We start from the raw sequence: 14,239 nt of genomic DNA, 5'->3' as shown, positions 1-14,239 counted from the left end.
CTGGGTGGGCTCTCTTTCTCCATGGTCGGTCACGACGGCGCCCTGCTGCTGCCCGGCGGACCGAGCTCCGGAGCATTCCCGGACAAACGACGGGCTGCGTCCCACCGCCGATCGCGGCCGCGCGGCAGTCACGACGCGGCCGAGGGGGCGCTGCGGAGGTTCCTGGAGGGCGAGGCCGGCGGGTTCAACGCCGACCCGAACCAGAGCGTCGCCGACTACCTGACCGTCTGGCTCGCCGCCAAGGCCCTCGTGCTCAAGCCGACCACCATCGCCCGTTACCGGGACTACATCCACAACGATCTCGTCCCGGCCTTCGGGACCCTGAAGCTGGACGAGCTCGGGCACCGGCACATCGCCGCGTTCGTCACCGGCGAGCTCGCCGCCGGCCGCGGCCAGACCACCCTCTACCGATGCCCTGTCACACTCTCCAGCGCCCTCGGCGCCGCCTTCCGCCAACACCGCCTCGCCCACAACCCAGCCAGGCCCTCGGCTCTTCACCGTCCACCGTCGCCAGAGCGGCGGATCTGGACCGCGGACGAGGCCGTCCGCTTCCTCCAGCACTGCCATCGGGCAGACCCAGACATGGCCGACCTGTTCGAGTTCCTCATCGGCACCGGCATGCGCAAGGGAGAGGCCCTCGGTCTGCACTGGGACTACGTCCACTCGTGTTCTGCAGACCCGACGGCCGACCACTCCGCCCTCAGGGCGTACTCGACCGGCTCCGGAAACCGTCCGACGAAGCCGGCGTTCCCCGCATCACCGTCCACGACCTGCGACACCTCGCCGCCACCATCACCATCACCGCCGGCGTCCCTCTCACCGGAGCCGAGAAGACCGGCCGCCGGACGGACCGGCCAGCGTGGCTGCGACCACCACGCGACCACATCCAGCGCCTCCGCGAGGCCCTCCACCGGCTCCGCTCCCCCGCCCCGCCCGCGTTCAGCACTATGGCGGACAAGTCCCGAACCGGGCGTGCGGCCACACTGCGACCACCAGGACTCCGGGCATGGAAAGGGCCGCCCTCTCATGGATGAGAGAACGGCCTCCGACCTGCATGAAGCATGGTCGGGACGACAGGATTTGAACCTGCGACCCCTTGATTTCCACCGGCTCCAATAGGTCGCCACAGGTGGGCGCTCGGCATGGCGAACGGTGCAACAGCGTGCCGTCCGCGGCGCGGGACGGTCCAGGTGCGCGGCCGGTGAGCCGCGGCGCAGCCCCGCGTCAGGCCCCGGCCGCTCTGGCTCCCGCGATCACCTCGGGCCGCAGCAGGGCGGTGAGCCGCTCGGCCGGCAGCAGACCTCGCTCCAGGACGAGCTCGGCCACGCCCCGGCCGGTGGCAAGGGCCTCTTTGGCGATGTCGGTGGCGGCGGTGTATCCGATGTGCGGGTTCAGGGCGGTCACCAGGCCGATGGAGTTCTCAACGGTGGCCCGCAGCTTCTCGGTGTTGGCGGTGATGCCGGCCACGCAGCGCTCGGCGAGGGTGAGGCAGGCCGCGCGCAGGTGGATCACGGACTTCGACAGCGAGTGCAGGATGACCGGCTCGAAGGCGTTGAGCTGGAGCTGTCCGGCTTCGGCGGCCATGGTGATGGTGATGTCGTTGCCGATCACCTCGAAGGCGACCTGGTTGACGACCTCCGGGATCACCGGGTTGACCTTGCCGGGCATGATGCTCGAGCCCGCCTGCACCGGCGGCAGGTTGATCTCGCCGAGTCCGGCGCGCGGCCCGGAGGACAGCAGGCGCAGATCGTTGCAGGTCTTGGACAGCTTGACGGCGATGCGCTTGAGGACGCCGGACATCTGGACGAAGGCGCCGCAGTCCTGGGTGGCTTCGACCAGGTCGGCCGCGGTGACCAGGGGCAGCCCGGTGATGTCGGCGAGGTGGCGGCGGGCCGACTCGGCGTACCCGGCAGGGGCGTTGAGGCCGGTGCCGATGGCGGTGGCGCCGAGGTTGATCTCGTGGATGAGTCCGAGGGCCTCCGCGAGCCGGCTGCGGTCCTCGTCGAGCATGACGGCGAAGGCGGAGAACTCCTGCCCGAGGGTCATCGGTACGGCGTCCTGCAGCTGGGTGCGGCCCATCTTCAGCACGTCGTGGAACTCGGCGGCCTTGCGGGCGAAGGCGGCCTGCAGGACGGCCATGGCTTCGAGCAGGCCGCGCACCGCCGAGGCGGTCGCGATCCGAACGGCGGTCGGGTAGACATCGTTGGTGGACTGGCCGAGGTTGACGTCCTCGTTGGGGTGCAGGTGCCGGTACTCGCCCCTGGCGTGGCCCAGCAGCTCCAGCGCCCGGTTGGCGATGACCTCGTTGGCGTTCATGTTGGTCGAGGTGCCGGCGCCGCCCTGGATGACATCGACGACGAACTGGTCGTGGAGCTTGCCGCCGCGTATCTCCTGGCAGGCGGCGACGATCACGGCTGCCTTGGCGGGCTCCAGCAGGCCGAGTTCCTCGTTGGCGAGGGCCGCGGCCTCCTTGACGGCAGCGAGGGCGTCGATCAGGTGCGGGTAGGCGGAGATGGGCGTCCCGGTGATGGGGAAGTTCTCGGTGGCGCGCAGGGTGTGGACGCCCCAGTAGGCGTCGGCGGGGACTTCGCGGTCTCCGAGCAGGTCGTGTTCGCTGCGGGTGGCGGCGGTCATGGGTGTGCGGCCCTCTTCCTGAGGTGGGTGGGTCAAGGTGGTGAAAGGGGATGGAGTCAGGCGGTGGCGGGGATGCTGGGCGGGTTCAGCGCCGCCACCGGCTGGATGCCGCCGACGGGCCGGCCGCCGCCGGTCATCGGCTCGCCCTCGAACCCGGCGAGCAGCCGCGGCTCGACTCCCGCCCGGGCGAGGGCTGCGGCCGTCACCGGGATGCGCGCCCGGTCCGCCCCGTCGGCGATCTTCACCGCGACGGCCCGGCCGTCGGGCAGCGCGGCCACCTGGACGCCCTCGAAGCCGTCCTTGGCCAGCAGCCCGGGCACCGCGCGCATCAGCCGGGCCGTGTCTCGCCCTGTGCCGGAGGCCATCTCCGGGTGGACGCGCAGCGCGTCCGCCACCCGGCGCCCGGCGGTGTCCGGACCGGCCGTGGCGATGCGGGCGGCGGCGCGGGCCAGGCCGTGCAGGGACACTGCGAACAGCGGGGCTCCGCAGCCGTCGACGGTGACGTTCGCGATGTGCTGGCCGGTGAGTTCCTCGACGACCTCGGCGATCGCCCTCTGAAGCGGGTGGCCCGGGTCGAGGTAGCTCTCCAGGGGCCAGCCGGCCAGCTTGCACAGGTACAGCATCGCCGCGTGCTTGCCGGAGCAGTTCTGGGCGAGCCGGGAAGGCCCGCGGCCCTCGCGCACCCAGGCATCCCGGACCGCCGGGGCGTACGGCACGTCGGGGACGTTGCGCAGGTCGTCCTCGGTGAGGCCGGCCAGTTCGAGGATCAGCCGGGTACCTGCGAGGTGGTGCTCCTCGCCGGAGTGGCTGCCCATCGAGAGGGAGAGCAGGGCGCCGTCGAGCGGCAGCCCGGCCCGCACCATGGCGAGGGCCTGGACCGGCTTGAGGGCTGAGCGCGGGTAGCAGGCGGCCTCGATGTCTCCGATGCTCAACCGGACGTCGCCATTACCGCCGAGGACGACGACGGATCCGTAGTGGACTCCCTCGATCACGCCGCCCCGGGTGACGTGGGCGACGGGTGCATGCTGGGGCTCGCGCATCGCGGGCGCGTCCGCGAGGAGACTGCTGCGCATCACTGCCTCGTTCGGTGGTGGGTTGCTGCTGACCGGGGTGGCCGGCGGCGAGCCCGGCCTGGGGGGGCCGCGCCCGCCGCCCGGCTCAGCCCTCGCTCTTCGCGGCGGCGCGCGCCACGCGGCCGCGGACGGCGTACCAGCCGGCGACCAGCGCCGCGGCGATCAGTGGCACGCACAGCACGGTGGTGCGCGCCGCTCCTCCGTCGGCGTACATCAGGACCAGGACGGAGGCGAGGAAGGCCAGCGTCACGAGTTCGGTCCACGGGGAGCCGGGCAGGCGATAGGAGGGGCGGGTGAGTCCGCCGTCACGGGTCTTCCGCCAGAAGAGGAGGTGGCAGAGCATGATCATGCCCCAGGTAGCGAGGATGCCGATGGCGGCCAGGTTGAGCACGATCTCGAACGCGTCCGCCGGAACGACGAAGTTGAGCCCGACGCCGAGGACGCACATGCCGCTGGTGAGCAGGATGCCGCCGTAGGGCACCTGGGTGCGGCTCAGCCGGGCGGTGAAGCTCGGGGCGGAGCCGTTGACGGCCATCGAGCGCAGGATGCGGCCGGTGGAGTAGAGGCCGGAGTTGAGCGAGGACATGGCCGCGGTGAGAACGACCAGATTCATCACGTCGCCGGCCGCCGGGATGCCGATGTGGGAGAGCACGGTCACGAACGGGCTCTGGCCGGCGCTGTAGCTGTTCCACGGCATCAGCATCGACAGCAGGACGACCGAGCCGACGTAGAAGAGGCCGACGCGCCACATGATCGAGTTGATCGCCTTCGGCATGATCTCCTCGGGATTCTCGGTCTCACCGGCCGCGACTCCGACCAGCTCGACGGAGGCGTAGGCGAAGACGACGCCCTGGATGATCAGCAGCATGGGCAGCAGGCCGTTGGGGAAGATCCCGCCGTTGTCGGTGATCAGGGACGGACCGGGCACGGCGTCGTCGATGGGGTGCCGGGTCACGAGGAAGAAGATCCCGATGGCCATGAAGACGACCAGCGCGCCGACCTTGACGATGGCGAACCAGAACTCCAGTTCGCCGAAGATCCGCACCGAGATGAGGTTCACGGTGAGGACCACGGCCAGGGCTATGAGCGCGATCACCCACTGCGGGACGTCGGAGAACAGGCGCCAGTAATGGGTGTAGGTGGCGACGGCGGTGATGTCGGCGATGCCGGTGGTCGCCCAGTTGAGGAAGTACATCCAGCCCGCGGTGTACGCGCCCTTCTCCCCGAGGAACTCCCGGGCGTACGAGACGAAGGCGCCGGAGGACGGCCGGTACATGACGAGCTCGCCGAGCGCGCGTACGACGAGGAACGCGAAGATCCCGCAGACGGCGTAGGCGACGAACAGTGAGGGGCCGGCGTCGGCGAGGCGTCCGCCCGCGCCGAGGAAGAGCCCGGTGCCGATCGCACCCCCGATGGCGATCATGTTGACGTGCCGGGGTGTCAAGGACTTGCTGTAGCCGGTGTCCCCGGCGTCCACGTGACGGGTCGTGGGGCGCTTCTCGTCTTTGAGGAACTGCTCGCTCACGCCTCGGGTCTGCCTTCCGTGAAGGTGGCCGCGCGCTGGGGGCGCACGATTTCTGTGAGGGTCGTCTCGACCCGCAGGAGGTGGTGGGACATGGCCTCCACCGCGTCGTGCTCGGAACCGTCGGCCAGCGCCTCGAGGATCGCCCGGTGCTCGCAGTTGGACTGCTCGCGCCGGCCGCCCAGTTCGTTGAGGAAGGTCGACTGACGCGCCAGTGCGTCGCGGATCTCCTCGATGACGCGGCGGAAGACGGGGTTGCGGGATGCCTCGGCCACCGCCAGGTGGAAGACGGTGTCCATCGCCACCCACGCGGTGGTGTCGGTCTCCTGCTCCATCCGGTCGAGCAGATGGCCCAGATGGTCCAGGTCCTCCGGGGTGCGGCGCAGCGCGGCGTACCCGGCGACCGGGATCTCGACGTGCCGGCGCACCTCCAGCAGGTCGCTGGCGACGTAGTCGCCGAAGGTGGGGTCCTCGACCGTGTTCGCCAGGACGAACGTGCCCTTGCCGCTCTTGGAGGCGGTCAGGCCGATGGCTTGGAGGGCTCGGAGCGCCTCCCGCAGCACGGGCCGGCTGACCTCCAGGGTCCGGCACAACTCGGCTTCGGAGGGGAGCTTGTCGCCCACGACGTACTCACCGCGCTCGATGGCGCTGCGCAGGTGGCCGAAGACCGCTTCCATCGCGCTGACGCGCCGCGGGGCCTGGCCACCTGTCTGGCTGTCTGACAGGTTCACGGTGTGATCCTGATGGGTACGCCGGAGGGTGTCAAGACACCTGTGTCGGGAAAGTCCGGCCCGGCGAGTTTCGTACCGTGCGCACTTTCCGTCCTGCCACCGAAGCCGCCCGATCGGTGTCTGCGGCGAAACCGGCGGCATCCACCAGGGCGTGCACCACCGGCGTGTCGACACCCATCTCCGGATGCCACTGGACGCCCACGGCGAAGCGGTGCCGGGTGCTCTCGATCGCCTCGACGGTGCCGTCCGCCGCACGGGCGGCCACGATGAACCCGGCGCCCAGGCGATCCACCGCCTGATGATGGTGCGTGGCGACCTCGCGGGTCCCCGGCAGGAGGGCGCCGATCCGGGTCCCCGGCGCGGTGGTGACGGTGTGGGCACAGAAGTGGCCCCGGTCGGGGTTGTGGCCGTGATGGCCCACCCTGTCGGGCAGGTGCTGGATGAGGGTGCCTCCGGCGTGTACGTTCATCAGCTGCATACCCCGGCACACTCCGAGCACGGGTATGTCGCGGGCGAGACCGGCGGCCAGTACAGCCTGCTCCCACCGGTCGCGCTCGCGGACCGGCGGCCCCGTGCGCGGGTGGGGCCGGGCGCCGTACAGGGCGGGATCCACGTCCTCGCCTCCCGTCAGGACGATCGCGTCCAGACGTGCGACCACATCGGCCGCTGCCGACGGGGCGTCCGGCGGCAGCAGGACGGCCCGGCCGCCCGCGGCCTGGAGACAGCCGGCGTAGGCCGCAGGCAGCACTGCGGCGGGCAGGTCCCACTCGCCCCACCGGGCGTCGGCCAGGTAGGTGGTGAGTCCGATGAGTGGTGGCTGGGTCATACCACTTCCTTTCAGGGCGTGAGGGGTGATCGTCGACGGCCGGGTGCACACCCGCCCCGCCGGACGTCCCCGGCCCAGGCGGGCTGCGGCAGAAAAGGCGGACGGGGCGGACGGGGCGGACGGGGCACTGGCGGAGGGCGCCCCGGCGACAAGGTGGAGGGGCGGTCACGATCCGGGAGCGCGGGCTTGCGTTTTTCTTGCCGCGAGCAAGAATCCTGCTGGCGTTCATCCGCAATCACAAGAAAACACATCTTCGCGACAGATAAGTGAGCCTTAACTCCGTGCACGGACTCGACCCCCGCCTGCTCGCCACCCTCGAAGCCGTCGTGCGGCACGGCTCCTTCAACGCCGCCGCACGCGAGCTCGGCTACAGCGCGCCCGCGGTCTCCCAGCAGATCGCCGAACTCGAACGCCGCGCGGGCCTGAGAGTGCTGGAGCGCCGGCCCGTGCGCGCCACACCGGCAGGCGAAGTCCTTCTCGACGCCGAGCAGGGCGTCCGCAACGCGTTGGCGACGGCATCGGTGGAACTCGACGCCATGCGCGCGGGGACGGCCAGCCGGATCCGCCTCGGCGCCTTCGCCTCGGCCGCCACCAGCATCGTTCCGCAAGCGCTGGCCCAACTCCACGCGGCCTACCCCCACGTGCAGGTCAGCCTCAGCCAACTGGAACCCGAGGCCTGCTACAACCGGCTCAAGCGGGGGGACATGGACCTGGCCCTCAGCTACGACTACGACTTCATCCCCGTCCCGCCACCCCGGATGCTGCGCCGGACGCTGGTCGCACGGGATCCGGTGGTGGCCGTGGTCCCGGCACACCACCGCCTGGCCGACAGGGAGGTCATCGACCTGGCCAGCCTCGCGTCCGAGACCTGGATCGCGGCTCCGGAGGCCGCACTGCGCCTGGAACTGCTTTCCCAGATGGCCAAGACGCCCGGCTTCCAGGCCCGCCTGCAATACGAGGGGGACGACTTCAACACCGTGCTCGGCTTCGTGGCCGCAGGCCTGTGCGTGGCCGTCATGCCGCAACTCGCCCTGCCCCGCGCCAGCACCCAGGTCGTGGCCCGCCCCCTGGCCGAGCCGCAGTTGACGCGCTTCATCTACGCCGTCCGCATCGACACCCGGCACGCCCCGCGCGCCGTCCTGGACCTGGAGCAGATGCTCGCCGCGCAAGCGCTGGCCGCGCTCGCATGAGGCTGCGGCGGGCGGCCACCGGAGGTGAACGGCGCGTGAACCCACGCGAAATGCGCCAAGTTGACGGCGGCCGCACGCGCGTAGACCGGGTGATGACGCCAGGTCTCCCGGCTTGTCCGACTACCGGACGCGGTGGCTGAAAGTTAAACTATTGTGTGGCGGGCGCCCTACGTTTGCGGCGGTTGACGTTCCAGCGAGAGGAAACCCCTCATGACCGCCGCCGACAGTGCGCCGCGAACGGCCCGCGTCCTCACCGGCTACCGCCCCGAGGACGGCTTCATGGCCGTGGAGCTGGACCCGCCTCCCGGCGAGTACGTATGGCACGACGAGCACGCCGAGCAGCAGGAGCAGCGCTACGGCCCGGGTGCGGGCTACCACCAGTGGCTGGCGGTGGACGCACGCGACGGCGCCGTATGGTTCGGCGACATCGACTGGCGTGCCCCGTCCGAAGACCTCGCCAGCCAGCTCCCCGGCCTCCCCCGCAGGGCACTCGGCGACGGGGCCGTCCCGGCCTCCGGAAGCATGGTGCAGCTGCTCGGCCACCTGACCCATGACGAACAGCGCGGCTGCTCCTGGCGCTTCTTCACCGCTGAGGAACTGCACGCGCTCGCCCTGCGCATACTCCCCGCCGTGCAGCGGCTCGTGGACTCCATCCACCGCATCGGACCGGACGACGAACTGGAGTGGTCGGCCGAGGCCGCCACCGCCTGGGACGACATCGAGCAGGCCGCGACACACACCTTCGACCCCTCCGGCGATCTCCGCTGGCCCAGGCTGCGCACGACACCGATCCCTGCCTGGCGTGTCGAGGTCGGCGCGTTCCTCGCCATGAACCCCGGTCTGTGCGATCCCTCCTGGGGCCTGGCCACGGACGCGGAACTCGATGCCTACGCCGACTACAGTCCCGAGAGCGGCTATGGCGGTGTACCGGGGCGGATGTGCCGCGCCGCCGACCGGCAGATCGAGGACGGTTTCACTTTCTACGGCCACCGTGCCGCCCTGTACGCCTACCGCGCGCAGGCGTGCGGCGACCGTGTTCCGACAGACGCCCGCGTCTGGCTGGAGACGACAGAGGCGGGTCGGGGCACCTGGGAGGCGGCCAAGCCCCCCGGGGCCACCCTCGCCGACGTCCCCGACTGCGTGCTGGCGGCCTTGGCCGAAGGGTTCCAGAACTCCGCGCACGAGGAGGGTCTGGTCCTGACGGGCCTGGACGCCCATCTGCGCCGGTTGCGCGCCGAGGAACGCTCCGCCGTCGACCAGCAGCTCGTCCGCGAAGCCGGGGAAGTCGAACGCCTCGAGAACATGCTCAAGGACTTCCGCGCGGCACGGAACCGCACCGTGACACGGATCCTGGCCTGGTCCGATGGGCGCAGCGACGGGGAAATCGCCCGCCTGGCGTCCATGCACGACGACTACGTCAGCGACTGGCGGGCCCGCCTGACCGACGAACAGACGACGGCCACACCCGCAACCTGAAGCGCCACGGCCGTCCGTAGACCGAGGCGACGGCCCGAGGCCTTGAGCTGGTGCCGCCGGCCCGCTGCGAGTACCGCTGCGCGGGGTAGGCGGAGCCGGACCTGGCCGCTGTACCGGCGAGACGACCGGAGACGGTGCTCGTCGACGGCCTCGGGACCAAACGCACCTGCCGACAGGCGGTAGCTTCCAGTCGGCGCTGCGTCCGGCGACCGTGCAGTTCCGCAATAGCGCCAGGAGCGGGTAATCGATGCCCAGCAGGCTGTGCTGGAGGGTTCACGAACCGATCGACTACACGACCGGACGCACGGCGGAATGTGGCAACGGGTCGCGGCCGGCCGCTTGTGCGGTAGCGGCGCGCGTGCTTGTGGCCAGAAGAGCCCAGGCCTCTGAGATTGTTGACGTGGGCCGGCGCAAGACCGCGACCGTGTACCGCCTTCGTTGACCGGGAGAGAAGTACTATCGCGCCGTCGCCTAGTCGGGGAAGTACCTCCAGTTGACCCTCATGTCGATCCCGGTGGGTGAGGACATCGGCTTGGAGGCGCACCCGGAGACTGACCAATTCCTACGTCTCGACGCAGGCCGGGGCCGCGTCCAGATGGGCCGCGCGAAGGATCGACTCGACTTCGACCAGGAGGTCGAGGACGGTTGGGCCATCTTCGTACCCGCCGGCACTTGGCACAACGTCACCAACGTCGGTGACGAGACCCTGCAGCTCTACGCCGTATACGCACCGGTCCACCATGCGTCGGGCAAGATCCATGCGACAGCAGCCGACGCGGAGCGCGACGAGGACTCGGGCGGCGACGAGCCAGCAAGCTGGTCGGTCCAGCCTGCCCAGCAGCCATCGGACGAGCACGCCTGACCAGTAGGGGCTTAGCGCGACAGTAGTTCCTGGCCCCGAGGCAAGCCGGGAGAATCACGATCTTCCCTTCCGCCAGTTCCATCTGGCCGCTGTTGACCGCTTCGAAGGGCACGGCTGGGGCATCCTGCCCGGTAGTGTCCGTGCGAGCAGATCCTGTCGCCCGTGGAGCGGAAACCTGCGGAATCTTGCTCGCCAGTTCTCACTTGTCCGCTCCTTCCCGGGCTCATGTGCCTGGATGTGCCACCCAAAGGCTGTCCCGTGAACCGAGCGGGCTCGGCAGGCTGAAGACCTCGACGGTGGCTAGACTCAGGTCGTGGGTGCGTGCGCACCTCTCGAGCCGTCGGTCGGGGACCTTGCGGCCCGGCCTCCGCGATTGCAGCGCCTGAGGGGCTGCCCACGGCTGTGGGCGCCGTACACCGGTTCATGGCGGACGCCGTCGCCAGTGCGGTAGCGGCAATTCCTTCGAGCGGTCCCCTCCGGCCGGTGACTCTCTGCTTCGATCGTCAACCGGCTTCCCGCGGAGGACTCATGACGAATCTTGCTGGTGTTGAAACCTCAGCCATCACGACCGACTCCTGGGAGCCGTTCGTCGAGGAGGGCCGGGAGATGGGCCAGGTCCACTTCCTGGTGCAGAAGGAAGGCGGCCTGATGGCAGGGCTGTGGAGGACCGATCCCGAGGTCGGCGCGGAGATCCCCTACAACGTCACGGGTTCCGACACGTTCCACGTCCTGCAGGGTGAGGCGGAGCTGGAGACCCCCGACGGGCAGAAGATCGACCTCATCGCCGGGGGCATCTATTCGTTCCCGGACGGGTTCACCGCGATCTGGAGGACCCGGTCGCCGTTCGTGAAGTTCTTCGTCATCGCCTGAGCGCCGACCACCCGGACACAGAGGTACCGCGCTGCGGCCGTCGGATCCGGGCGCCTGCGTGTGCGTCATGCCGGAAGGGTGAAGGGAGCGAATTGTGAGCAAGGCAGAATCTCGTCCGGACGTTGTGATCGTTGGTGGCGGGTTCGCTGGTGTGACGGCCGCGCGTGAGCTGACGATGCGGGGACGGAGTTCGGTGCTGGTCGAAGCGCGTGACCGGCTGGGTGGCCGGACCTACACCGTGGACCATGACGGGCACGCGATGGAGTTCGGCGGCACGTGGGTGCATCCCCTGCAACCGAACGTGTGGGCGGAGATCCAGCGCTACGGCATCGAGACCGAGCCGTTGCCGGTCGTGGAAGGGCTGCGGCAGGCGGTCGTGTCCGGTGGCAGGGTCGTGGACCTCTCCGACGACGACGTCGCCCGCGCCATGGAACTGCTCGACCAGTTCTGCTCGCCGGGCGCGACCCTGTTCCCGGAGCCGTACTCGCCGGATTGGGGACCGGACCCGGAAGGTATCGGTGACCGGTCGTTCCGCGAGCAGTTGGAGAGCGTTAAGGCCGACCCCGTTCTGTACGACTGGCTGGAATCGATGTGCTGCGCGGTCGCGCTCGGCCCCCTCGACAAGTCCGCCGTCACCGAGTACATCCGCACCTACGCCCTGTCGAGCTGGAGCGCGGAGCAGGCGTCGGCCGCCCTGACGGCGACGAAGCTCGTGAAGGGCACACGTGAGCTGCTCGACGGCATCGCCGGGCAGGCCACGCTCGCCGACATCCGCCTCAACTCACACGTCACGCGTGTCGTCCAGGGCGACGGCGAGGTACGCGTCGAGCTCGCAGGCGGCGACACGATCACCGCGCCCACGGCCGTGATCGCACTGCCCATGAACGTCCTGAACAGTGTGGAGTTCGAGCCCCGGCTGTCCGACACCAAGCGGAGGGCCGCTGACGAGCGGCACGCCGGCGCCGGCCGCAAGACCTTCGTCAAGGTCAAGGGCGACGTCGGGAACGTGAGCGTGCTGGCCCCCGAGGCCTACGCCGTCAACTGGGTGGTCACCTACGCCCAGGGCTCGGAAGGCACCTGGGTCATCGCGTTCTCCAGCAACCCGGACCGCCTGCCCATGACCGCCTTCGACGACACCGCCGGCATGCAGGAAGCCCTGCAGCCGCTGCTGCCCGGCGTCGAGGTCGAATCCATCGTCGGATGGGACTGGTCCAACGACCCCCTATCCCTGGGCACCTGGTGCATCTACCGGCCCGGACAGCTGGCAAGCATCCTGCCCGACCTGCGCACCACCGAGGGGCGGCTGTTCTTCGCGGGCGCCGACTCGGCGATCGGGTGGCGTTCGTTCATCGACGGGGCGATCCAGAGCGGCTACCACGCCGCCCGCCACATCGACGACTACCTGAACTCCGGCAGCCAGTAGGCCGGGGTCACGGGGTAGGCGGCGTGCTGCCGCTCGCACCGGGACCGGCAGGCTGATCACGGCGTTGGCGGCCCCGCTGGACCGCGTTGGCCAGGAGCCGGGCCGCCACGCCGAGGAGCAGCAGGTTCAGCGTGATCTGTCCCGTTGTCAGCAGCCGGGCCGGCTCACTGCGCGCGGTGATGTCCCCGAACCCGACCGTGCTGAACACGGTCATCGCGAAGTACAGGCCGTCAGTGCGCGACAGCGGTTCGCTGAAGCTGCCCGGTGCGCTGTGTTCCAGCAGGAAGCAGGCGGTGGCGTAGAGCAGGATGAACAGCGGCACGGTGATCGCCATGGCCTCCATGGCCTTCAACCCGGGCTGCGGCGACAGCGTGATCCTCCGGATCTGCCAGGCCAGCAGCACCGCCACCACCGCGACGCCACCGACGAGCACCAGGGCGGTGGTGACCGTGAACGCCGAGTCCATGGGCAGCAGGTAGTACGCGGTCACGAGGAGGGTCGCCGTCACCAGCGAACGCACCGAGGCGAGCAGTACCTGCCGACGGTGACGACCCGAGTTACCGTTCACGACTCCACCCCCACCGCATGCATGTCCTGCCCCCAACCTCCCCGCCGGCCGGGGTGCTGCGCGGCAGGCGCACCAGGAGGTCACCGGCATGGCCGCTCGCGCGTCCGCCATGACATCGCCGCAGCCACGGTCTCGCGTCGACCGGCGTCCGCCCCTGCCCGCGATCACGCCCAGGACAGCGTCGGGAGAGGGGCCACAAGGGCGATCGGGAACGGAACCGGCCCGGAGGCACGGTGCCTCAAGCCGCGTCCGGGGCGACACGCGTACGATCCCGAGAGCGGCACGTGCGGCCGCGTACCCCCGCGAGGAGTGGTGATGACCGCTTCCGGCTCCGGCCACGAACCCGCCTCGACCAGCGGGTGGGACGCCCACCTGTACTGGCGGTGGATCGGCTACAACACGCTCGCCTTCATCACCGTGCTGACCGTCGGGTTCCTGCTGATCCTGTTGGGCAACGACGTCCTCCACATGAACCTGGCCAGCCACAATGTGATCCTCGCGCTCCTGATCGCGACCCTCGGCGCCGCACTGTTCGGCGGAGTCCTGGGAGCACTGCAATGGCTCGTCGTCAAGGAGCGGGTCCCCGTCCCACGCAAGGTGTGGATCACGTCCAACGTCGGACCGGCACTGCTCGCATGGCTGCTGGTCATCATGCCCGCCGTGATCGGCGCACAGGACTCCCGCGAGACGGTCTCGACCGCCTATCTGCTGGCCGCCAGCCAGAGCCTGGCCCTGGGGCCTCTGCTCGGACTGTCGCAGTCACTGGTACTCCGCAAGGTCACCACACGCTGGAAGTGGTGGATCGGAGCCAACCTCGCCTCCTGGCTCATCGTCGACGCCGTCATCTACCTCCTCTCCCGATGGACCGACGACCTCGACGTCCTCACCGGCGACGGATCACTGATCGAGGTCTACCTGACCCTGATCGCCACCACACCCCTGACCGGACGGGCCCTGCTGTGGGTACTGGCCCCGACAGCACTGGCTGTCCCCCGGCAACCGTAGTCACCGTGACCACGGGTCCTGGGCCCCCGAACACATGGCAGCTGATGGCCGAGGTACCG

13 protein-coding genes are annotated in these 14,239 nt (G+C 70.0%); 7 read left to right on the top strand and 6 right to left on the bottom strand.

What is annotated here, in order from left to right:
• Positions 1–21: 21 nt before the first annotated feature.
• Positions 22–1,119 (top strand): site-specific integrase, encoded by a 1,098-nt coding sequence (locus tag OG299_RS33160; RefSeq protein WP_327363462.1) that lies wholly within the window; start codon positions 22–24, stop codon positions 1,117–1,119.
• A gap of 105 nt (positions 1,120–1,224) precedes the next feature.
• Here OG299_RS33160 and aspA read toward each other — a convergent pair whose 3' ends face one another.
• The 5 genes from aspA to OG299_RS33135 all read right to left on the bottom strand — a co-directional run bounded on the left by aspA (position 1,225) and on the right by OG299_RS33135 (position 6,786).
• Positions 1,225–2,634 (bottom strand): aspartate ammonia-lyase, encoded by a 1,410-nt coding sequence (gene aspA / locus OG299_RS33155; RefSeq protein ID WP_266481065.1) that lies wholly within the window; start codon positions 2,632–2,634, stop codon positions 1,225–1,227.
• A 56-nt stretch (positions 2,635–2,690) separates the two neighbouring features.
• On the bottom strand, positions 2,691–3,707 hold the full coding sequence (locus tag OG299_RS33150) for an asparaginase (RefSeq protein ID WP_327363461.1): 1,017 nt from the start codon (positions 3,705–3,707) through the stop codon (positions 2,691–2,693).
• Between the two features lie 85 nt (positions 3,708–3,792).
• The gene (locus tag OG299_RS33145; RefSeq protein ID WP_327363460.1) at positions 3,793–5,232 is read right to left on the bottom strand and encodes an amino acid permease; all 1,440 of its coding nucleotides are present in this window, start codon (positions 5,230–5,232) and stop codon (positions 3,793–3,795) included.
• The gene (locus OG299_RS33140) at positions 5,229–5,960 is read right to left on the bottom strand and encodes a FadR/GntR family transcriptional regulator (protein ID WP_266631615.1); all 732 of its coding nucleotides are present in this window, start codon (positions 5,958–5,960) and stop codon (positions 5,229–5,231) included. The genes OG299_RS33145 and OG299_RS33140 overlap by 4 nt, the downstream gene beginning before the upstream one ends.
• Before the next feature lie 31 nt (positions 5,961–5,991).
• The gene (locus OG299_RS33135) at positions 5,992–6,786 is read right to left on the bottom strand and encodes a gamma-glutamyl-gamma-aminobutyrate hydrolase family protein (RefSeq protein WP_327363459.1); all 795 of its coding nucleotides are present in this window, start codon (positions 6,784–6,786) and stop codon (positions 5,992–5,994) included.
• Positions 6,787–7,067: 281 nt separating this feature from the next.
• Between OG299_RS33135 and OG299_RS33130 the strand changes: the two genes are divergently transcribed.
• The 5 genes from OG299_RS33130 (at position 7,068) to OG299_RS33110 (ending at position 12,607) form a co-directional block, all read left to right on the top strand.
• A complete protein-coding gene (locus OG299_RS33130) occupies positions 7,068–7,976 on the top strand; it encodes a LysR family transcriptional regulator (protein ID WP_327363458.1) in 909 nt (302 codons plus the stop codon).
• Positions 7,977–8,186: 210 nt separating this feature from the next.
• Positions 8,187–9,452: a hypothetical protein gene (locus OG299_RS33125; protein WP_327363457.1), complete on the top strand. Its 1,266-nt coding sequence runs from the start codon at positions 8,187–8,189 to the stop codon at positions 9,450–9,452.
• 502 nt (positions 9,453–9,954) lie between these two features.
• Positions 9,955–10,314 carry a cupin domain-containing protein gene (locus OG299_RS33120; RefSeq protein ID WP_327363456.1) on the top strand — a complete coding sequence of 120 codons (360 nt, stop codon included), beginning with the start codon at positions 9,955–9,957 and terminating at the stop codon, positions 10,312–10,314.
• Positions 10,315–10,842: 528 nt separating this feature from the next.
• Entirely contained in the window at positions 10,843–11,184 is a 342-nt protein-coding gene (locus OG299_RS33115) for a cupin domain-containing protein (protein ID WP_078909444.1), read from the top strand.
• A 94-nt stretch (positions 11,185–11,278) separates the two neighbouring features.
• On the top strand, positions 11,279–12,607 hold the full coding sequence (locus tag OG299_RS33110; RefSeq protein ID WP_327363455.1) for a flavin monoamine oxidase family protein: 1,329 nt from the start codon (positions 11,279–11,281) through the stop codon (positions 12,605–12,607).
• 7 nt (positions 12,608–12,614) lie between these two features.
• Here the strand turns inward: OG299_RS33110 and OG299_RS33105 are convergent, their stop codons facing one another.
• Positions 12,615–13,175, bottom strand: a complete 561-nt coding sequence (locus tag OG299_RS33105; protein WP_327363454.1) for a potassium channel family protein — start codon at positions 13,173–13,175, stop codon at positions 12,615–12,617.
• A 315-nt stretch (positions 13,176–13,490) separates the two neighbouring features.
• Here OG299_RS33105 and OG299_RS33100 point away from each other — a divergent pair, with 315 nt between their 5' ends.
• Entirely contained in the window at positions 13,491–14,180 is a 690-nt protein-coding gene (locus tag OG299_RS33100) for a hypothetical protein (RefSeq protein ID WP_327363453.1), read from the top strand.
• Positions 14,181–14,239: the final 59 nt, after the last annotated feature.

This window comes from Streptomyces sp. NBC_01296, from assembly GCF_035984415.1.
Classification (GTDB): Bacteria; Actinomycetota; Actinomycetes; order Streptomycetales; family Streptomycetaceae; genus Streptomyces.
The sequence above is the reverse complement of the archived record's forward strand: the minus strand, read 5'-3'. Positions and strand labels throughout refer to the sequence as shown.